The organism is Arcanobacterium hippocoleae, from assembly GCF_031456295.1.
GTDB classification, from domain to species: domain Bacteria; phylum Actinomycetota; class Actinomycetes; order Actinomycetales; family Actinomycetaceae; genus Arcanobacterium_A; species Arcanobacterium_A hippocoleae.
On record NZ_JAVDUJ010000001.1, the window covers coordinates 1,937,071 to 1,958,829 of the forward strand.

The 21,759-nt window shown below is 47.3% G+C and carries 17 protein-coding genes; 10 read left to right on the top strand and 7 right to left on the bottom strand.

The genetic code is table 11. The features are described 5' to 3' along the window. Positions 1-13: 13 nt before the first annotated feature. The 5 genes from tsaB to J2S36_RS08195 all read left to right on the top strand — a co-directional run bounded on the left by tsaB (position 14) and on the right by J2S36_RS08195 (position 4,889). On the top strand, positions 14-727 hold the full coding sequence (tsaB, locus tag J2S36_RS08175) for a tRNA (adenosine(37)-N6)-threonylcarbamoyltransferase complex dimerization subunit type 1 TsaB (protein ID WP_309957303.1): 714 nt from the start codon (positions 14-16) through the stop codon (positions 725-727). A 25-nt stretch (positions 728-752) separates the two neighbouring features. Beyond that, complete coding sequence (rimI, locus tag J2S36_RS08180; protein WP_309957305.1) at positions 753-1,238, top strand: ribosomal protein S18-alanine N-acetyltransferase; 486 nt, start codon at positions 753-755, stop codon at positions 1,236-1,238. A 217-nt stretch (positions 1,239-1,455) separates the two neighbouring features. After that, positions 1,456-2,166, top strand: coding sequence for a succinate dehydrogenase cytochrome b subunit (locus J2S36_RS08185; protein WP_309957307.1), 711 nt, complete (start codon positions 1,456-1,458; stop codon positions 2,164-2,166). A gap of 21 nt (positions 2,167-2,187) precedes the next feature. After that, positions 2,188-4,161: a fumarate reductase/succinate dehydrogenase flavoprotein subunit gene (locus J2S36_RS08190; protein ID WP_309957310.1), complete on the top strand. Its 1,974-nt coding sequence runs from the start codon at positions 2,188-2,190 to the stop codon at positions 4,159-4,161. Beyond that, on the top strand, positions 4,158-4,889 hold the full coding sequence (locus J2S36_RS08195) for a succinate dehydrogenase/fumarate reductase iron-sulfur subunit (protein ID WP_309957313.1): 732 nt from the start codon (positions 4,158-4,160) through the stop codon (positions 4,887-4,889). Before J2S36_RS08190 ends, J2S36_RS08195 begins: the two co-directional genes overlap by 4 nt. A gap of 257 nt (positions 4,890-5,146) precedes the next feature. On the opposite strand, the gene zupT is transcribed toward J2S36_RS08195, so the two are convergent. Beyond that, on the bottom strand, positions 5,147-5,977 hold the full coding sequence (gene zupT, locus J2S36_RS08200) for a zinc transporter ZupT (RefSeq protein ID WP_309957315.1): 831 nt from the start codon (positions 5,975-5,977) through the stop codon (positions 5,147-5,149). A 70-nt stretch (positions 5,978-6,047) separates the two neighbouring features. Next, a complete protein-coding gene (locus tag J2S36_RS08205; RefSeq protein ID WP_309957317.1) occupies positions 6,048-7,259 on the bottom strand; it encodes a class I SAM-dependent methyltransferase in 1,212 nt (403 codons plus the stop codon). Positions 7,260-7,500: 241 nt separating this feature from the next. On the opposite strand from J2S36_RS08205, the gene pulA reads away from it, so the two are divergent. The 3 genes from pulA (at position 7,501) to J2S36_RS08220 (ending at position 13,849) form a co-directional block, all read left to right on the top strand. Further along, entirely contained in the window at positions 7,501-11,178 is a 3,678-nt protein-coding gene (gene pulA, locus J2S36_RS08210) for a type I pullulanase (protein ID WP_309957319.1), read from the top strand. 194 nt (positions 11,179-11,372) lie between these two features. After that, positions 11,373-11,669 carry a co-chaperone GroES gene (gene groES, locus J2S36_RS08215; RefSeq protein ID WP_309957321.1) on the top strand — a complete coding sequence of 99 codons (297 nt, stop codon included), beginning with the start codon at positions 11,373-11,375 and terminating at the stop codon, positions 11,667-11,669. 335 nt (positions 11,670-12,004) lie between these two features. Then, positions 12,005-13,849: a phosphoenolpyruvate carboxykinase (GTP) gene (locus J2S36_RS08220; protein WP_309957323.1), complete on the top strand. Its 1,845-nt coding sequence runs from the start codon at positions 12,005-12,007 to the stop codon at positions 13,847-13,849. 259 nt (positions 13,850-14,108) lie between these two features. Here J2S36_RS08220 and J2S36_RS08225 read toward each other — a convergent pair whose 3' ends face one another. The 3 genes from J2S36_RS08225 to J2S36_RS08235 all read right to left on the bottom strand — a co-directional run bounded on the left by J2S36_RS08225 (position 14,109) and on the right by J2S36_RS08235 (position 15,918). Further along, entirely contained in the window at positions 14,109-14,627 is a 519-nt protein-coding gene (locus tag J2S36_RS08225) for an MFS transporter (protein ID WP_309957325.1), read from the bottom strand. Between the two features lie 110 nt (positions 14,628-14,737). Further along, positions 14,738-15,340, bottom strand: a complete 603-nt coding sequence (locus tag J2S36_RS08230) for an MFS transporter (protein WP_309957541.1) — start codon at positions 15,338-15,340, stop codon at positions 14,738-14,740. A 278-nt stretch (positions 15,341-15,618) separates the two neighbouring features. Continuing rightward, positions 15,619-15,918, bottom strand: a complete 300-nt coding sequence (locus J2S36_RS08235; protein ID WP_309957327.1) for a WhiB family transcriptional regulator — start codon at positions 15,916-15,918, stop codon at positions 15,619-15,621. A 371-nt stretch (positions 15,919-16,289) separates the two neighbouring features. On the opposite strand from J2S36_RS08235, the gene guaB reads away from it, so the two are divergent. Continuing rightward, complete coding sequence (gene guaB / locus J2S36_RS08240) at positions 16,290-17,795, top strand: IMP dehydrogenase (protein ID WP_309957329.1); 1,506 nt, start codon at positions 16,290-16,292, stop codon at positions 17,793-17,795. A gap of 702 nt (positions 17,796-18,497) precedes the next feature. Here the strand turns inward: guaB and J2S36_RS08245 are convergent. Further along, on the bottom strand, positions 18,498-19,304 hold the full coding sequence (locus J2S36_RS08245) for a formate/nitrite transporter family protein (RefSeq protein WP_309957331.1): 807 nt from the start codon (positions 19,302-19,304) through the stop codon (positions 18,498-18,500). A gap of 294 nt (positions 19,305-19,598) precedes the next feature. Continuing rightward, positions 19,599-20,333, bottom strand: a complete 735-nt coding sequence (locus J2S36_RS08250; protein WP_309957333.1) for an exonuclease domain-containing protein — start codon at positions 20,331-20,333, stop codon at positions 19,599-19,601. Positions 20,334-20,596: 263 nt separating this feature from the next. Between J2S36_RS08250 and J2S36_RS08255 the strand changes: the two genes are divergently transcribed. Continuing rightward, positions 20,597-21,712, top strand: a complete 1,116-nt coding sequence (locus tag J2S36_RS08255) for a GuaB3 family IMP dehydrogenase-related protein (RefSeq protein WP_309957335.1) — start codon at positions 20,597-20,599, stop codon at positions 21,710-21,712. The last annotated feature ends 47 nt before the right edge of the window (positions 21,713-21,759 follow it).

The following is a 21,759-nucleotide window of genomic DNA, read 5'->3' on the forward strand; positions in this document are numbered from 1 at the left end:
AAAGAAGAAATCGATGCAGTTTCTTACAATTGATGCTTCCAATACCTTGATAGTTGGGATCTGTGAAAGTGATTTGGCAGCGGTAAAATGTATTGCGGTGCGTGAATCTGCAGACACCCGCCACCATGTTGAATATCTTGCCCCGATGGTGCAGGAGGTGCTTGCTGAGGCTGGGATAACGCGTCCAGATGCGATCATTGCTGGTACTGGTCCAGCTGCTTTTACTGGGTTGCGTGCAGCATTGGTGACGGCGCAGACCCTCGCACGTGCCTGGGATGTGCCAATCTATGGAATTTCATCACTCGAAGCATTGGCCTTAGCCGGTTCCCAGGAGGGGGCAAATCTGATCGAAGCCGTGATCGATGCACGGCGAAAAGAAGTTTTCGCACTCCGTGCAAGAGCAATGGGCGCAGATGATATTGAAGTGCTTGTAGCTGCGCGGGTGCTCAAGCCGAGCGCGCTTGCTGATGAATTGAGCGGATCTCCGGCGATAGTGGTGTGTGCAAATGCAGAGCTTTATCCAGATGAGTTCACGCAGCGGATCACTGCCAAATGCACTCCCGAAGTGTTTACACGGCTATATCTTTCCCGTCAGGGGCAAAAAGATGCGGGAGCGGAAATTGATTTTGCTGTGCGCCCGCAATATTTACGCCGTCCTGACGTGCAGGCAGGAAACCATGCACAAGTGCCTGCAACCGGAAATCCGTATGAACTTGGCGCAAAGTGACTCTTCCTGATTTACAACTCAGATCATGCGTAATTTGCAAGAAGTAGAATTTCAGCGATTGACACCTGCATGGGCGAAGCGCTGTGCGAATTTTGATGCGCAAAATTTTGCTGTAGATGCCTGGCCTGAAGCAGTTTGGCAAAATGAGCTGAGACGTACAGACTGCCTCTATCTGGCGTTGCTCAATCCGCCTGAGCCACATCAAAGTTTGGGTGAAATCATTGCTCTGGGCGGCGTAAGTTTCGGGATTGAAGCAGAAATTTTGACGATTGCGGTAGCTGCGCATTTACGCCGCCGTGGGATTGCGCAAGCACTTCTGGCCCAGTTGATCGAAGTTGCGCAAGCACATCAGGCAGCTGATTTATTTCTTGAAGTGCGCGCAGCTGATTTTGGGGCGCAAGCACTTTATCGCAATGCCGGGTTTTCTGAAGTGGGATTGCGAAAGAATTATTATCGGCATGATGATGCGCTCGTGATGCAGAAAAAACTTTGTAAAGAATGCGAAATTTAGGTTTTCAGTGCCTTGCTCGGGGATAAACGATATACGCAAATAAACTCTCACAAAATTTCGCTATTTCCCGCCATTTTTCCAGAAACTGCGAGCTGATGCGGATTACTCAAGGTGAAAAATAATCTTGATTTGAAGTTAGCGACGATAGGGATGCGAAAAAATGAAAAATAGGTCTTGAGCACCGAAAAACCGTTGAATCTTCTGGTATTTTCGTTACGTGGCTAATTCTAAAGTAAAAACTAATCGCGGAAGTAAGACTACCGTGGCACTGAAGGTGCTCATGGCAGCAACCGGTATCATCTTTGTCCTCTTCCTCCTGTTCCATATGTATGGAAATCTGAAGATGTTCCTTGGAGCAGATGCATACAATCACTACGCGCATTATTTGCATTATGAATTGTTGTATCCGATTTTGCCGCGTAAGGGATTCGTTTGGATCATGCGCATCACACTGCTGCTGTGCATCGTTTTGCATATGTATTCGGCAATCACCTTGTGGAAGCGTGCAGTGAAAGCACGCGGTAATGCCTACAAGGTCAGCTCGGGGAAGAAAGTACGCGCAAGCCAGAGCTACACTGCTTTTGTGATGCGCTGGGGCGGCGTATTGATTGCGATTTGGCTTGTCTTCCACTTACTGCAATTCACTGCATTAAAGCTGCAGGTAGGTGGCGCATACGATGTCGCAAATCCATACAATAACATGGTGCTCGCATTCAGTATTCCATGGCTTTACATTTTCTATCTGATTGCGATGCTGGCAATAGGTTTCCATATTCGTCACGGTGTTTGGTCAGCCCTGGCTACTCTTGGTCTTTCTAGCCGGAGCCGTGAACGGATGTACAAGCTCGTTGGCAGCCTTGTCGCTGGCTTGATCGTGGTTGGCTTTATGCTTCCACCAACCTTCATTCTCTTCGGTTTCATTTCATAAATATTAGGGGAGAGCACGATAATGACAGATACTCTAATTCATGGGCTTTACCGCGAAGGTGAGCCAATTGTCGATACAAAGGCTCCAACAGGACCACTCGCTGAGCGTTGGGAACAGCGCAAATTCAGTGCAAAGCTGGTAAATCCGGCAAACCGTCGGAAGCGTTCGATCATTGTGGTTGGTACTGGTTTGGCTGGTGGTGCGGGTGCAGCTTCGCTCGGCGAAATGGGCTACCATGTGAAAGCCTTTTTCTATCAGGATTCAGCTCGACGTGCGCATTCGATTGCGGCGCAAGGCGGGATCAACGCAGCAAAGAATTACAAGAACGATAACGATTCAAACTTCCGTCTTTTCTATGACACGATCAAGGGCGGCGATTTCCGTGCTCGCGAATCGAATGTCTACCGGTTGGCAGAAGTTTCAGCAGCGATCATTGATCAGTGCGTGGCGCAAGGTGTGCCATTCGCTCGTGAATACGGCGGTTTGCTTGATAATCGTTCATTCGGTGGTGTGCAAGTTTCGCGGACGTTCTATGCGCGTGGTCAGACGGGTCAGCAGCTGCTGATCGGTGCTTACCAGGCGTTGATGCGCCAAGCAAAAGCCGGTACGGTGGAACTCTTCAATCGTCACGAAATGATTGACTTGATAGTGGTTGAAGGGCGTGCACGCGGCATTATTGCTCGCGATATGGTCACTGGTGAACTCGAAACGCACATCGCTGATGCCGTGGTAATTGCTACTGGTGGTTATGGTAATGTCTTCTTCCTTTCCACCAACGCAATGGGATGTAACGGTTCTGCAGTCTGGCGTGCACATCGCCGTGGTGCTTTCTTCGGCAATCCGTGCTACACGCAGATTCACCCGACATGTATTCCACAGCATGGTGAATCACAGTCAAAGCTGACACTGATGTCCGAGTCGCTGCGTAACGACGGGCGAATCTGGGTGCCAAAGAAGGCTGAAGATTGCAAGAAGGATCCGCGTGATATCCCAGAAGAAGATCGGGATTACTACTTGGAGCGGATCTATCCTTCATTCGGTAATCTTGTACCGCGTGATATCGCATCTCGTCAGGCAAAGAATATGTGCGATGATGGTCGCGGCGTAGGGCCAGAAATTGGTGGGATTGCACGCGGCGTGTATCTTGATTTCTCAGAAGCAATTGAGCGAATGGGTAAAGATCAGGTTTCAGCCAAGTATGGCAATCTTTTCGATATGTATAAGCAGATTACTGCTGAAGATCCATATGAAGTGCCGATGCGGATTTACCCTGCCGTGCATTACACGATGGGCGGTTTGTGGGTCGATTATGATTTACAGTCTACGATCCCGGGCTTGTATGTAGCTGGCGAAGCAAACTTCTCCGATCACGGTGCAAACCGTTTGGGCGCATCCGCTTTGATGCAAGGTTTGGCTGACGGTTACTTCGTGCTGCCAAATACGATCAATGATTATCTTGCTGATGCTGCATCCTTCCCAGAAGTGAAGCCAGATCATCCTGAGCTTGTCGCAATTGAGCAGGAAAATGCGCAGCGCATCGAACACCTGATCAAGAATGACGGTAATCGTTCAGTGGATTCCTTCCATAAGGAACTTGGCCACATCATGTGGGAATATTGCGGAATGGAACGTACAGAAGCCGGATTGAAGAAAGCAATCGAGATGATTCGCGCACTTCGTGAAGAATTCTGGAAGAACGTACGTGTGCCTGGTAAAGCAATGGAACTCAATCAATCTTTGGAGAAAGCTACCCGCGTAGCAGATTTCTTCGAGCTCGGTGAATTGATGTGTATTGACGCATTGCACCGTGAAGAATCCTGTGGTGGGCACTTCCGCGCTGAACACCAGACCGAAGAAGGCGAAGCACTTCGCCATGACGATCAGTTCGCTTATGTTGGTGCTTGGGAATGGAAGGGTGAAGGGCAGGCGCCTGTTCTTCACAAAGAAGATTTGCAGTACGAATTTGTTGAGATGAAGCAGCGGAGCTACAAGTGAAAATTAATCTGGAATATTGGCGTCAGGCTGGCCCGAAGGCGGAAGGCCACTTTGAGACGCATACGATTCAAAATGTTGCTGATGATGCATCTTTCCTTGAGATGCTCGATCAGCTCAACGAGGAACTCTTTGCTGAAGGCAAGGAGCCAGTGGCTTTCGATTCTGATTGCCGCGAAGGTATCTGTGGTCAGTGCGGTTTGGTAATTAATGGCGATCCGCATGGGCCGCTAGTTACTACTACTTGTCAGCTGCATATGCGTACCTTTAAGGACGGCGATACTATTACGATCGAACCGTGGCGTTCTACCGCTTTCCCGGTATTGCGTGATCTGGTAGTGGATCGCACAGCACTTGATCGGATTGTGCAAGCTGGTGGTTACATTTCGGTAAATACGGGTGCGGCTCCTGATGCTCACGCAGTGCCAGTACGCAAAGAACACGCAGATAAATCCTTTGAAGCGGCTGCATGTATCGGTTGTGGTGCATGTGTAGCTGCTTGTCCAAATGGTTCTGCGATGCTTTTCACTTCCGCGAAGGTAGTGCATCTCGGTATTTTGCCGCAAGGCCAGCCGGAGCGAAAAGAGCGTGTGGTAAATATGCTTTCACAGCACGATGCAGAAGGATTTGGTGGTTGTACCAATACTGGCGCATGTGCATCTGCTTGCCCGAAGCAAGTGCCGCTAGAGTTTATCTCGATGTTGAATCGTGATTTGATTCGCGCGCTATAACTTAGCTGAATGTTTTGGGGGTCAGCCTGCGAGAGGCTGACCCCCAAAACATTTTTAACTTCGTTGAACTTATCTGCGGTCGGCAAAACCTTGCCGCAATAAATAATCGGTAAATACGGGTAATTCGTGATGTCATCGCTATTTTCAGCAGCCCAATATCCACTTTGTGTTCAAAAGAGCCGGATGATGCCCTGCTTGCTGGAATTTTCTGCGTGAGAAATTGTATCTTCACTATCGGTTTGCGATAGTGACTGATTCTAAAGTAAGAGTAATGAAATTGCCATTACAAGCATTCCCGCAATCAGGCCAAGAATTGCATGATGATGCTGACCATATTCTTCTGCGGTTGGTAAAAGCTCGTCGAGAGAAATATAAACCATGATTCCAGCGACTGCGGCAAAAGCCCAACCAAATCCTGCTGTGCCAAGGAATTGCGAGAGCAGAAACCAGCCAATCAATGCGCCAGCTGGCTCTGATAATCCGGAGGCAAAGGAAAGCCAGAATGCTTTTTTCCGTGATCCAGTTGCATAAAAAATCGGCACAGATACAGCGATTCCTTCGGGAATATTATGGATCGCGATTGCTACAGCAATCGGTAAAGCAAGTTCGGCGCTATGCATCCCGGCAAGGAAGGTCGCAAAGCCTTCTGGAAAATTATGGATCGCCAATGCAGCCGCAGTAAAGAGCCCCATTCGCATTAGCTTCGCATTTTGCGTAGGGTTTGCCTGAAATATGACATCTGCCGTGCCAGGTGCGCCGCTAAATTTCTCTTCTTTACGTAGCTCATGTGGGTTATCTGAGGCCGGGATGAAAATATCGATGAGCGCGATCAACGCAATCCCGAGGAAAAAAGCAATCACCGTCTGCCATGATCCTGTGCTTGTGCCACTTACGCTGATTAGAGACTCGCGTGCTTTGGGAACAATTTCAATAAAAGACACATACAGCATCACCCCAGCAGAAAATCCAAGTGCGATCGCAAGGAAGCGGGGATTTGTTCGTTTTGCAAAAAATGCGAGCGCGGACCCAACGCCGGTAGCAAGCCCGGCAAAGAGGGTGAGTAAAAAAGCAGGCAGAAAAGCACTCATAGATCACACTTAAAATCAAATTTATGTTTGGGTAGCAAAACTATATCATTTCTCTTCGCCGAACAACTTCTTACTTGCAGCGCTCAGCAATAATCAACACATGCTTTCCAAGGATTTGCGTCGCAAAAAGTGTGGCAGATTTTTTCTGTGTCCGATCTAAATTGAGTGCTTTGCGAAAAACTTCTGGTGCAATATCGGTACCGCGCTTTTTGATTTCGACGCTGCCAATTGCTAAATCATGTAGACGCTTTCGCGCTTTCTTTGGATTCAAAGGTAATACTTCTAAGACTTTGAATTTACTGAGAAAAGGTGAAGCGATCTCTTTATCTGTGCTGAGATAAGCAATTCTCGCTGAAACTGGAGCAAGATCAAATTCTTCAGCGACACGGTAAATCAGCCCAGCACGCATAATTGCTGGATCAGGCTCATAAATAAAATCTCTCAGCTCTCGCGGAGGTAGGAAAACTGGTTCATTGCTTGGATCTGTTTTTGTATCTGTAAGCTTATTTACCACACAGGTACCATCCATGCCTGCTGCAATTACCCACGCGGCACGCCCGCTATCTGGCGCTGCGCCACCAAGCCAAATCACGGCATCTAAGAGATTTCCGTCTGTACTGATCCAGGTTACAAAGGCATCGGATGGTAAATTCTGATAGGAAATCCCAGGCGCAATTTTGATTCCGGCAGCTTTGAATTTGCGCCCAAATGAAATTGCTTGTGACAGGCTTGGCTGCCACCGTTCCGGATCGTTGATGCGTTTGCCGTGCAGCCGGCGTGCCGGATCGAGCCAGATCGCGTCCGTCTTGAGTGTAGAAAAATCAATTCTGGTGCCGTCGGCATGGATCAACTCGGCGTGATTGTAGCGGGAAAGATTATGCTGTGCGGCAGTTGCTGTTGCAGAATCGATTTCGATTGCTTTTACTCCGATTCCGGCTTCTGCAAAGGCGATCGAATCGGCACCAATACCACATCCCAAATCAGTTATTGTGCGGATATTGTGGTGGATAAAATGGCTGGCATGGAGCTGACTGATACTATGTCTGGTAGCTTGTTCCAAACCGTCAGCGGTGAAAAGCATCTGCGCCGCCATTGCTGACGGAAATTTGGCGAGAGCTTTCGCGCGAAGCCGGATCTGCGTAAGTGCACTGGAAATGAGTTCGCTGGAGTGCCCTTGCTTGCGTAATTTGGTGGTGAGTGAGAATACTTCGGATTCGCAGTAGGGCGGGAGTGTGCGAAGGAGCTGTGCGCCTTTAGGGGTAACTAAATCTTGAATACTCACGATACTAGTGTGGCACAGATTTTCAGTATGGTTCACGTGAGCGAAAATTTGCTGACTACAAAATCGGGAGCGGATTTTTGATCATTATTTTGCAGGATTTTCCACAAAGATGACGGTAATCCTTGTAAATATCTGCTAAATACTTAAATTTTTGCACGGGATTTTACATTTTTTAGCTTCTTCCTGCGGCGCTAAGAGAAAACTTGATAGATTTTTCCTCAAGTTTGATCAAGGAGGATTAGTGCGAAAGCGTAAGTCAAAAAATATTTTCACGCTGTTTATTGCAATACTTTGCAGCGCGTTCGGGATTACCGCGATCGAAGGTGCGTCGGCGCAGGCTTTTTCAAATCAAGACATGGTGTGGCTGACCTTCAAACCTGATCCGGCGAAAGCACATATTCCCGACACACAATATTTGATTCATGTCTGGAATGACGGGGCGCAAGGTATTGATGTGATGTTTACCGGGAAGGATCAACACGGGAACTATACAGCAAGTTTCCAAAATCCTGATCCGAGCAAACCGACCGTGAATTTGATTGTGCATCATCGTGACCCAAATAATCAGGAAAATAAGTGGCTCTGGCAAACGAAGAATCTGGAGGGGATTAAGCCCGGTTGGCAAATTACCGTCAGCTATGATCAGCCGGATAAATGGATTTATGATCACGGCGGGCCAGATGCGCCGGGAAATCAACCAGGTGGAAATTTAGGTGATGTGACCCCTGCTCCTGGCACCGATCCTGGTAATACGGGTACTGCAGAAAATGCAAAAAATGGTGTTGTGAATGTGAAGTTCACGCCCGATCCAAATGTGCCTGCCGCGGAATACAATCTTTGGGTATGGGGTCTGCAAGATCGTGGGCGCTCAGTGAAATTTACTGGTAAAGATCAATTCGGGCGCCTCACTGTAGATCTGCACCCACTGGCACCTGCTTCCACGATCAATCTAATCGTGCGGCGCTCTACAACGGATAATGCGTGGGCGTGGCAGACGGAAGATTTGAAAAATATTCCGGTATCTTCTACCGCCGTCATTAACTATCAAGATCGCCAGAACGTGATCCTAGCTCAGCCGGGAGCTGAAATGCCGGTTGGGGTGCAGGCTCCGACAGCTGTTGCAGTAAAGGTGCATTATATTCGCTACGATGAAGACTATACCGGATGGAATGTGTGGTCCTGGCTGCCTCCGGAAACAAATGGTAGATCCACTGATTTTGGAGCCGTCGGCAATGAACGCGTAGCCACGATCAACTACACGAATCAAAACGGAATTGATTCGGTGGGCTTGATCGTACGTCAATCTACTGACGCAAATGAGTGGGCACAAAAGAATACAAAAGACGATTTGACGATTCGGTCATTTCCCAACGGAAAGGCTGAAGTATGGATAGTGCAAGGAAATCCAGTAGTGTTTTACGCTAATGATCATTTGCCGGAAAAACCTGAGCCGGTGAAGTGTGCGGCAATGCGGAGCAAAGAATTTCATGAGAAGTACACGTATGAAGGCGAGCTCGGTGCGATTTATACTCCGCAGAGCACTAAGTTTCGGCTTTGGGCGCCAACAGCTGAGTCTGTACAGTTTGTGAACTATTCTCAAAACGGTGCTGTTACTGAGATGAAAACTGGCGAAAAAGGTACTTGGGAAATTGAGCTCAGCGGAGATCAAGCCGGTACACAATACAATTACCGATTGAAATTTGCTGACGGCAAGATCAATGAATCTGTTGATCCATATGCGCGTTCAGCTACCGCTAATGGCACGCGCTCAGTGGTGATCGACCCAAGCATTGGTGATGCGGGAGCGCGAATGGCAGCTTTTGGTTCCCCACAGAACGCCGTAATTTATGAAGCACATGTACGTGATCTCACGATTCACCCAAATAACGGTATCACGCACAAAGGTAAATTCCTTGGATTGGCTGAAACCGGCACAAAAACGACGGCTGGGAATCCTGCTGGTTTGGATTATATTGCCGGGCTTGGCGTGACTCACGTGCAGCTGCTGCCAATATATGACTTTGGATCGGTTGATGAAACCGGCAATTTAGGATACGGGAAGCAATATAACTGGGGTTATGATCCGGTGAATTACAATGTGCCAGAAGGTTCGTATTCCACCGATCCACTTGATCCGATGCTGCGCGTAAAAGAGCTTAAATCAATGATCAAAGCGATGCATGAAAAAGATTTGCGGGTGATTATGGATGTGGTTTACAACCATGTTTATAATGTGCAAAATTCTCCATTGGAAAAGACGGTGCCGGGGTATTTCTTCCGTCTTGATGAAAATTGTAATCTCACAAATGGTACTGGTGTGGGGAATGAAACGGCGTCAGAGCAGCCGATGATGCGGAAATTTATCGTTGATTCAGTGAAATATTGGGCACAGAATTATCAGCTTGACGGATTCCGTTTTGATTTGATGGGGATTCATGACGTGGAAACGATGAACCAGGTACGGGCAGCGTTGAATCAGATCGATCCTTCGATCATCGTCTTGGGTGAAGGCTGGGAGATGGGGAATCATCCTGCCGGAGTGGTGCCGTCAAATTATCGTCATGCTGCACAGATGCCTGGAGTGGCGCATTTTAATGACGATTTTCGTGATGCTGTGAAGGGTGATAATTTCACGGCGAATAATCCTGGGTTCATTTCTGGAAATTCTGATGGGAGGCTCGTCGAGCGGATTTATCGAAACGTTACGGGCGCAAAAGGGGTACGAGATTTTGCTGCACCGGCGCAATCAGTAATTTACAATGAAGCGCATGATAACTTCACGATGTATGACAAGCTAAAAGCAACGCTGCCGACAGCTTCAGATGCAGAAATTGCGAAGCGGCAGACGCTTGGTACATCCTTGCAGTACATTGCGCAAGGTGTATTATTCTTGCATGCGGGGCAGGAAATGCTGCGTACAAAGAATGGTGATCATAATTCGTATAAATCCTCGGATCACGTAAATGCAATTGATTATGACCGTGCTGCACAATATTCGAATGAAGTGCAGTATCTGCGTGGCTTGAATAAATTCCGTGCAGAAAATTCGTGGCTGAAATTTGATTCGTACGAAAAGATTGCGGCAACTTATGAAAAATTAACCGCTGAACCGTTCCATCTTGCATATAAGGTGAAAGATGTGCCCGTAGCTGTTGGTGAATTAAATGCAAAGTCAGATATTTACGTATTGGCAAATTCTGCGATGGAGCAATGGCGGGCAAATATGGTACCTGCGGGTAAGTATGATGTATTGATTCGTGACGGGCAAGTGCTTGCGCAGCCTGAGCGAATCACTTTGGAAAATGGGGCAGATGTGGCTGCGCTGCGATTAATGGTTCTGCGTAGTGCTCCAGCGATAGAATTAGCACCAATTGAAGACAATGCGAAGAGGGTGGTTCCGTGGGTGGAGCTTGAGCCGAGTCGGAGGGTGGTTCCGTGGGTGGAGCTTGAGCCGAGTCGGAGGGTGGTTCCGTGGGTGGAGCTTGAGCCGAGTCGGAGGGTGGTTCCGTGGGTGGAGCTTGAGCCGAGTCGGAGGGTGGTTCCGTGGGTGGAGCTTGAGCCGAGTCGGAGGGTGGTTCCGTGGGTGGAGCTTGAGCCGAGTCGGAGGGTGGTTCCGTGGGTGGAGCTTGAGCCGAGTCGGACGGTGAAGCCGTGGATCGCTCTCGAAGATACAGCGAAAAAGATAATCCCGTGGCTTGAATTGGCTCCAGCTAAGAAGCAGCATCCGTTGCTGCAGCTAGATCCGGCGATCAAATCGATTTTGCCGATGCGAGACAGCAATGTAACGGATCATGTGCAGCAGCAGAATCTTGCGAATACTGGATCGGGAATCGGGAATGGGGTGCTGATTTCATTGCTTGCAGTACTGAGCGGGATTGCGATAGTGGCTTTGCGCAAGTTGCAGTATGCGTGGAAATGAGCACTTAAGAAGTGTAGGTTTCGCAGATAGCGAGTTTCTGCACAGAAGTTGGCACTCAGATTTGCTGAGTGCCAACTTTCGACATAATCTTTAATTGATGGCGGTGAATACTGCCACCTGTGAAATGCTCGTTTCCCGCGACGACGAGTAAAACAGGTTCTGATAAATTCCAAGAATAAGAAGGGGGAGCACCCGTGTCGGTCTCCATTAAACCGCTCGAAGATCGTATTGTGATCCAGCAGGTTGAAGCAGAAGAAACAACTGCATCTGGTCTGGTACTTCCAGGCAGTGCTCAGGAAAAGCCGCAAGAGGGCAAGGTGCTTGCGATTGGTCCAGGTCGGATCGACGATAATGGCAACCGTGTACCGCTCGATGTGCAAGTGGGCGATGTTGTGATCTATTCGCGCTATGGCGGTACGGAAGTAAAGTATGGTGCAGATGAGTACATCATTCTTTCTGCACGTGATATTCTCGCAATCGTTGAGCGTTAAATACTGTGATCTAAATAAAACAACAAATTGGTCTGCTTGGTAAATAGCTGAGCAGACCAATTTGTTATCTCTGCTGTGTATAGTTTGCTTTTGCGCATCCGGAAGTGTGAAACCGGATTTAGATTTGAAAAGTGCGGAAGCTTCTAAATTGACGATCCAAATTTTTCCGTGATCTGCGATTGTTTTCAGTGGCTGAGGATGAATATTGGTTGAAATTCTATGACTAGTACTTTTGGCATTATTTTGTTTGTGAGTTTTGCAGTAAACTCAACTTAGGGTGCCCTAAGTTAGGTAACCCTAAGTTAAACTGCTGATTGGCAAATGGAGGAATCCTGATGGAAAATATTTCCCAAATCCTCAGCGATGCTGGCTTACACAACGAAGCCGTTGTTCGCTATGTAAGTTACTGGGCTGAAATCACTGAACCTGCGAAAATCGAAGTTGTTTCCGCAAAAGACGACGATCGCCTGATTGCCGAAGGCTTAGCAAGTGGCGAAATTGCACCGGCTGGTAAAGATCTCTACTACTCACGCTCCTACCACAAGGATACTGCACGCAGCGAGGAACGCACAGTTGTTGCAACGCATAATCCTCAGGATGCAGGAGTTTACAATAACTGGAAAGATGCTGCTGAAACTACGGAACTTCAAATTGCGCATATGCGCGGTGCTTCAAAGGGTAAGACGATGTATGTGGTGCCTTATTTAATGGCACCTCCAAAATCTCCGCTTGAAAAATGGGCACGCGGTGTGGAGCTTACCGATAATCTCACGGTTGTTTTACATATGATTCGGATGGCGCGTGTTGGCGTCGAGTATTTGAATGATCTTGCTGATCCGGATGAGTTTGTAAAAGCTGTACATGTTACCGGCGATTTGGAGAATCTTGGGCAAGGTACGCCAGAAGATCAGCGACTTTTTGCAACAGTTGCTGATGATCGCACAATTTTGCATTTTGGTTCTTCTTATGGTGGAAATGCTTTGCTCGGCAAAATCGCACACGGTTTACGGCAGGCTGCTTATGATGGATGGGCTTCCAAGGAATTCCTCTCTGAGCAGTTTATGCTGATCGGGATCAAAGATAAGCAAGAAGATCGTACTTATTATGTGTGTGGCGGCTTCCCCTCAGCATCTGGAAAAACTAATTTAGCAATGATGCTGGCACCAGATGCTTTGGGTGATCGTTATGAAGTGCATTTCTATGGCGATGATATCGTTTGGCTGCGCGTAGGGGATGACGGACGGATTTATGGGATGAACCCAGAATATGGTGCTTTTGGCGTTGCAAAAGATACGAATTGGGAATCCAATCCGACGGCGATGGAAGCAATCAAAGAGGGTACAAAGACACTGTTCACCAATGTTGCTTATAATCCCGAAAAAGAAGAAGTCTGGTGGGAGGGCAAGACCCCAGATTATCCTGAAGATGTAACTGGCTGGCTGGATTGGAAAGGAAATAAGATTTCTGAGCGTCCAGCAGAAAAGCAACGCTCGAAAGCAAAAGGGGATGAGTGGGCACACCCAAATTCGCGCTTTACTGCATCTTTGGCAAATGTGCCTAATGTTGCGCCAGATTATGAAGATCCGCGTGGCGTGCCAATTGATGCAATCATTTTCGGGGGTCGGGTAAAAGACCGTGAGCCGCTGATCCGTGCAATTACTGATTTGGCTGAAGGTGTTTACGATGGTCTGACACTCGGTGCGGAAGCAACTGCAGCTGCTGAAGGCAAAGAGGGCGTGCTCCGGTACGATCCAATGTCGATGCGTCCATTCATGTCTTACCCAGAGAGTGAGTATGCTCGTCATTGGCTGCGTGTGATTGGCAGTGCTGAGCATCAGCCGATTTTTGCGCACGTAAATTGGTTCCAGAAAGATCCGGTTGACGGGCATTTCCGTTGGCCAGGTTATCGAGATAATTTGCGTGCACTGCTTTGGTTGCTGGATCTTAAAGCGGGACGGGTAACAGGCGAAGAGACACCAGTTGGGATTGTGCCAAAGCGTGAAGAATTGAATCTTGACGGTTTTACCGGAGATTTAGCAGATCTAGATGCGCTGCTATCGGTAGATGTTGCACTGTGGAAGCGTGAAATCGGCTACCGCGAAGAGCATCTACAGCAGTTTACGGATCTGCCAGCGGAAATTTGGGAGGCACATCGCCGAGTTGCAAAGAAATTACAATAATCTTCGCAATTTAACTTCCTCATGAGCACTTATCGGAAACTTTTGGTAACTGTCTAACTGCATTGCCAAAAGTTTCCGATTTGCGATTTTTAAGCGAGGTTTTGAATTTTGCTGAATGAGTATGATTGTCATGCAGTAATGCGTCTGTGAAGGTGTCCGTGCAAGAAATTGTGCAGATGTTTTTTAATGCATTTATTTTCAATTCACTTAATTTTTGTGGAGCGAACGTGGAACACCGGCAACCTAAAAGAAAATGATGTTAAGCCTTCTGAAGCTGTGCAAGATATGATTCATACTCGTCTGGAAGCGGAATTTTTCTAATATTTTCACTGAGCAACAGTACAAGTACGCATCCTGCTGTCAAAGCTAGTGCGAGAAGTAGTGTAGAGAAAAATCCAAAATAATCGTAGAAAGCTGATAATCCTAGTGATATAGTGGCGCTCAGCGATAATTCGATAATTCCGACGGTGGCAAAGAACCGTCCAAGCATATTCTTTGGCACGGCAAGCATCAGGATTGATTCCATTACAGCACTGCCGGCGGGTAAGAGCAGCATGGCTGGCAGCAGGCAAATTATTTGCAAATAAATTGAATTTGTCAGTGATAGTGCCAATATTGAAAGTAGCGGTAGCACGTAAGCAAGGACTATGATCAACCCGCCATGCAATTTATTGATTAATTTCGGGGCAAGCAGCGCACCGGCAAATACGCCAACTGCGATTGAGGTGCCTAAGAAACTTGCGATAATTGTGCTTTCTGTGACTTTTACAATATGCATTGTGAGAACTAAAAGTACTGCATTAAAAATTGCGAAAGCGCAGTTACCTGCAATGATAATTATTCGAATCAGTGAACTTTCTTTAAATACACGAAATCCGATAAAAACTTCTACAGCACTGATTTTTTTACGGTATTTTTTCCATCCGCAGCTGGGGCAAATGTGTTGCTTGGGAGCATTAATGCTGAGATGAAACCAGCAGCATTCAAGATACAGTTTGTGAGATAGGGAATTGGTTTTCCAAGCTCTAATAAAAATCCGCCAAGCGGCTCGCCACCTAATTGCACAACGGAATCGCGCGCCTGGTTTACTGAGATTGCTTTCGGAAGAAGATTTGCGGGAATAAAGGAACGTAGCATCATATTCGTTACGCTTCCGGCTAATCCGGTGCGGATGCCGAGCGCAAATGCAAGGATCGCTGCGGTGATAAGGTTAAAGAATCCCGTTATGAGCAGCAATGCTCCGCTGAGAAAAATCAAAAATCCGGCAAATGAGCTACATAGCACAATAGTGCGCTTATTGTAGAAATCTTGAATCCATCCGCCGAAAATTGCCAGTATGCCAGCGGTTGCAAGGCTGATGGCTGAAATGATTCCGGCTCCTGTTGGGGAGTTTGTTACTAAGAGTACTAATACGGGGAGGACGAAACCGTTAATCGCATTTGAGAATGCTAAAGAAGTATCTGTTGCAAACCAGGGAACATAACCTTTAATGCGTGTTAATGAATGTTATTTAGCGGTGCTTTCATCTTGCGTCAGATCAGCAGCTTTATTAGATTGTCCAGCCATTGATAATTCCTTCTATAGCGCCAATACGAAAATTACAACTCACAATGTTTTATCTTCTGTGTGGCGTAGATCTATGATTACACGACAGGCTACATGATATCCCGTTTTCAAAATACCTGATAGACCTTCTTACATCTCAGATATTGTGAATATCCCCAGATTTAGCTATGTGACACTTCACTTTTAGGGGGCGTTCCAGGTGTCTAGGCGCTGCGTGCTCGCTGACGGCGTTGCTGTAATATTGCCGTCCGTTCTTCTTCGGAAAGCCCGCCCCAGACGCCATAGGGTTCGTGGTGGAGGAGTGCGTAGTCGCGGCATTCTTCGATCACTGGGCAGCTGAAGCAAATGCGCTTGGCGCGTTCGATTCGCCGACGGCGGGGACCTCCGCGTTCCCCTTCGGGGTGGAAGAAATATTCAGGATCAAGGGTGTTGCATAGACCTTGCTGTTGCCAGTCCCAAAAATCGACTATTGCGCCCTGCACATCTTTGATGTGTGAAACCAAGGTCTATCCTTCCTGCTCCGTCAAGAAAATGAGCTCTTCTCCGCCAATGTAAGTATTCAGTATGTAACTGTAAATTGCTGCAAAAGCTTGTAAAACCGTTGCGAACAATCACTAACAAGAAGATGGCAAAACCGTAAAAGTAGTTCAACTCTTGATTAATTCGCTATTTAGACTATCCTTTTTCGGTTCAATTAATCAAGGTTTGCTCACATCGCAAAGCTGATAGCTAAAAAGCTGAGTGAGAGTTCTATACTTGGCAGTAAGAGTTTTGTGCGGCTCTGCCGGTAAAACTCCGATACCTTGAAAATAAGCGTGAATTTGCGGTAGAGGATGCAAATTTGCCTGCAAAATAGACAGATAGGTTGGTTTAAGTGACTGCGCATGATCCTTTTGCCCTAACAGGTTTAACCTACGATGATGTACTTTTGCTTCCCGGCGCTACTGATGTGGTGCCGTCAGAGGTAGATACAAGTTCGCAGCTCACCCGCGAAATTACACTGAAACTTCCGTTGCTTTCTGCGGCAATGGATACGGTTACAGAATCGCGGATGGCGATTGCGATGGCGCGGCAAGGAGGAATCGGGATTTTGCACCGCAATCTTTCGATTGAAGACCAAGCCAATCAGGTGCGCATTGTGAAGCGAAGCGAATCTGGGATGGTGACTGATCCGGTCACGGTAGCGCCGACGGCCACGATCTCACAGCTTGATGCACTTTGCGGGAAATATCGCGTTTCGGGATTGCCGGTGGTTGATGAGAATCAAGTACTGCTCGGGATTATCACTAATCGTGATTTGCGTTTTATCTCCACAGATAAGTGGGATCATTTAGCAGTGCAGGAAGTAATGACGCCAATGCCGCTGGTTACGGGGAATGTGGGCATTACTTCTGAAGAAGCAGCGCAATTGCTGGCGAAGAATAAAATTGAAAAACTTCCGCTCGTCGATAATGAAGGAAAGCTTGCCGGTTTGATCACGGTGAAAGACTTTGTAAAGTCTGAGAAGTATCCGGATTCGACGAAGGACGCTGATGGTCGGTTGCGGGTAGGGGCTGCGATTGGTTATTGGGGAGATGCTTGGCAACGTGCGGAAGCATTGGCAGACGCTGGTGTGGATGTGTTAGTGGTGGATACCGCTAATGGCGAGGCAAAGTTAGCGCTGGAAATGATTCGGCGAATCAAATCTGATCCGCAATTCGCAAATATTCAGGTAATCGGTGGAAATGTGGCTACTACCGAAGGCGCGCAGGCACTGGTAGATGCTGGCGTGGATGCAGTGAAAGTTGGCGTTGGGCCAGGATCGATTTGTACTACGCGGGTGGTTGCCGGGGTGGGGGTGCCGCAGGTGACGGCAATTTACCTGGCTTCCCTGGCATGTAAGCCTGCTGGTGTGCCAGTGATTGCAGACGGCGGTCTGCAATATTCAGGTGATATTGGGAAAGCCTTGGTTGCAGGTGCGTCTACGGTAATGCTTGGTTCGCTGCTTGCTGGTTGTGAAGAATCTCCTGGTGAACTGGTTTTCGTGAATGGAAAGCAATTCAAGAATTATCGCGGGATGGGTTCGCTGGGGGCGATGAGTTCACGCGGGCGCGTTTCCTATTCAAAGGATCGCTATTTCCAAGCTGATGTAACAACTGACGATAAGATTATTCCTGAGGGAATTGAAGGGCAGGTGCCTTATCGGGGGCCGCTTGCATCAGTGGCATATCAGCTGATTGGCGGCTTACATCAGACGATGTTCTATACGGGTGCACGCACGATTGACGAATTGCATGAGAAGGGCAGATTTGTGCGGATTACTGCAGCTGGATTGCGTGAATCTCATCCGCATGATGTGCAAATGACGGTAGAAGCGCCAAATTATTCTTCGCATCGTTAATATTTGGTTTATATTTTTCGCATAATTTATTTAGCGTGTGGTGTAAGCTGCAAGTCTTGCGCTTGCAGCTTACACCAGGAGAAGCATGTAAACGTGGTGGAGTGCCGATCAGTGCTGTTAGTGAAAAGAGGGCATTCGAAACTATTTACTCCATCGATGTGTGAGATGTATCATAAAGGAAACGGATTTGGGATAGCTTAGTTTTGGGTGATTAAACCAAGATGCGGTTCAATCTATCCGGTTTAACTGCTTTGACTACGCACAATAATTAGCAATGAATTTAGTTGCAATTTTTGGTCCTATTTATCTTGTTCTTTGGTGCGCACTGGTAGCTTTAATTGTGGTTTTCGGAATCAGGATCTGGAAATATACTGGACGACGCGATTGCCACTGTAAAGAGAATTGTCGCAGCGAGAATCTCAATCTCGAATAATAATCCGCAACTATCTCTGTGCGGATAGAAGGCAGATATCAGCAAACAAAAGTATCAGGTGTGCGACTTTTGATTCTCAAAAGCCGCACACCTGAAGTCGTATTTCACAAACACAAACTGAAATGTACTCAGAAAATTATCGAAATCTGAACTATTTTATGAGCGCAATCTTCCTATTTCCCTAATGCAGCTGAGCACGGCTCCGTTCAGGGAAATATTTCCCGCTTGGTATGAGTTGATACTCGTGAAATTTTGCAAACCGGATCTTGTTAGTGTGCATCGCTCATTTCTGCAGCTGGTGCCTTTGCTGGAGCGGCATACACATAATATGAACCGCCAACGATAAGCATTCCTCCAACGAGGTTTCCAAGACCCACCCAGAGCAGATTCCAAGCAAAACCTCCGAATGTGGCATCAGGGATGCTCAGGAACATTCCAAGGGAAATTGTGGTCATATTAGCTACCACGTGTTCAAATCCTGCGCTAATAAAAGTCGCAATTGAAAGCACAAGAATCAGAATCTTTGCACAGTCATTCTTTGTGCGCGATGCCATCCAAATTCCACCACAAACCAGCACATTACAGAAAATACCGCGAATAAACAGGGCAAGAGTTGGTTTAGCAGTCTTGGAATGAACAAGATAATCAAGCATTTCACGCGCAGCAGTACCATCGTCAAATATTCCGCTATGTGCCATCAAGTAAGCGAAAATAACTGATCCGATTAAGTTTCCAAAGAAAATCAGGATCATTGCCAGCCATGCGCGGCGCCAGGTAATCATTTTTCCGGCAGCAGCATGGGGCAGTGCCATCATCGCTGAGGTAAGTAAGTTTGCTCCAGCAAAAACAACAAGTACCAGACCGATTCCAAAAACTAAACCAGCTACGAGCATCGTTGCCGGAGAATCAGCTGCGAAAAACGGACCAGCTGCCGTCATCATATATATATCGGCGATACCGATATATAAGCCAGCAAGTATCGTTGCAATCAGAAATTTTAACGGCGTGCGCATCTCGTCAGCTTTGTGCTGACCAGACTGCATTTGCGCATAAAGAGTTGTGTGTAAATCAAGCATATGTTAATTGTTTCGGATAAATGTGGAATCGGAAAATTTTCTTGGCAAATCGTACGTTAGAGCTCTCACATATCTTCTTCTTATGGGGATAAAGGACTGTTATTTACAGGGATAAAGCCCTAATTTAGATAATCATACTTTAACTTTGCTAAGTTTCAGATCTGCTCCGTGAGAAGCAAGAAAGCAATACAAGAATAATAGCTATATTACAACCTGATTTTAGGTAATACGGCAAAAGAAAGACAGTATATGCAACGCAGAATCTGAGGCAAATGCATTAGTGAAGGAATGAATTTACAATTCCCGAGAAATTGGCCAACCAGATATATTCGCGGGCGCGCGTCCATTTTTTATTGCTAAATTACGGAAATAAGCCTCACTTTCTGCATGAACTTCGCCTTGGATACGCATTAAATCAGCCAAATCCATTGCTGCGATATCCTTCCCCTCAGTATTGCCGGAGTATTTTTCAATCATTGCACCTAATACCCGCAGTGTGGCTAATACGTCCGCTTCGGCATTATGGAAAGCATCATCAGCCCATACCTGATAATGCATTGCCACATTTTCCAATTTTCGCTTGCCCTTGCGCCATTTATCTAAATATTTATCAAGTAAAAACGGATCAAGCACGGGTGCGATCTCCTGCCCGATCCGAGCTGCAAGCGTGGGTAAATCATGTCTGCGAAGCTCGTTTTCGAGCAGTGTTAAATCGTATCCGGCATTAAAAGCTACGATTGGATGATTTTCACGCAAATGCATCGAAAGAAGGCTTGCCACTTCCTCCAATACTTCGGCAACCGGACGACCCTCCGTCTGCGCCTTTTGCGTAGAAATACCGTGCACTTGCACTGCGCGTTCAGGAATTTCAATTCCCGGATCGGCGAGCCAATAGTGCTTATGCGTGCCCTGCTCGTCTACCACAATCACCGAAGCCGTCACCAATCTATCTGTGAGCGGGTTGATCCCAGTAGTTTCCGTATCAAATCCCACCAATCCGCGATTACTCCACATTACAGCTCTTTTCATAAATTCATTTATTATTGCTGCTTTCAGTATACGAGGTCTTAGCCTGATAATTTCTTTGCCATTTGAGCTATTGGGTTGTGCTATTGAGAATTTTTGGCTTGAATCGAACTTAAATCCGGAAAAGTAAAGGAAAAATAGTGTCAGTTAGCTTTGCGCAGCATCGTATGCTTGCCCATTATTTCGTTACGAATTTTTATGCTACAAACTGCCGTTCAGCGATAGTTTGCGCGCCGGCTTTAAGAAAAATCCGTTAGGCTTAAAGCATGAGTAACGAAGTGGAAATTGGGCGTGGAAAACGCGCCACAGTGGGGTTTTCTTTCGATGATATTTCCGTGATCCCTTCACGGCGTACCCGTGATGCAACAGATGTGTCAGTTACCTGGCAGTTCGATGCTTATTTGCTTGATGCGCCGATTATTGCAGCTCCAATGGATTCAGTAACCTCTCCAGAAACAGCGATCCAGATGGGAAAAATGGGAATGCTCGGAGTACTGGATCTTGAAGGAATCTGGACCAGATACGAAAATCCGCAACCATACCTTGATGAGATCGCACACTTGGATGAGTCAGAAGTTTTTCAACGGATGCGGGAAATTTATCGGGCACCGATCCAAGCAGAATTGATTCAAGCCCGCTTAGGGCAGATCAGCGCAGCAGGGGTACCAGTGGCAGGTGCACTTTCACCTGCGCGGACGCAAGAATTTTGGCCAATCGTGATGAATGCAGGCGTAGATTTGTTTGTGATTCGCGGTACTACAGTTTCGGCAGAGCACGTATCTTCAAATCGGGAACCACTAAATCTGAAGCGTTTTATTTATGAACTCGATGTGCCTGTAGTCGTGGGCGGAGTAGCTTCTTATACGGCAGCACTGCATTTAATGCGCACAGGTGCAGCTGGCGTATTAGCTGGTTTTGGCGGCGGCGCAACGAGCGCAAATCGGCGTACCGCCGGGGTGGCAGTGCCAATGGCTACTACCGTCGCCAATGTGGCTGCAGCACGGCGAGAATATATGGACGAAACTGGTGGCAGATACGTCCATGTGATTGCTGATGGGCAAATTTCTACATCTGGAGATTTGATTAAAGCAATCGCCTGCGGGGCAGACGGGGTGATGCTCGGTACCGTTTTGGCGCGTGCACATGAGGCGCCTGGGCAAGGATTCCATTGGGGAGCAGAAGCGCACCACAAGCAGCTATTGCGTGGCGAACGGGTGAAAGTACCACAAATTGCCTCCCTTGAACAGATCATTTACGGGCCATCCTTAGATGCTTCCGGGCAGACGAATCTTCTTGGCGCATTACGGCAGGCAATGTCGATGACGGGTTATTCCGATGTGAAAGAGTTCCAACGGGTATCAATTTCAGTAGAACATCGCTAAGCGGATTTACGAGCGCAAAAGCGGTGAGCTTAGAGGCACTTCCGGTT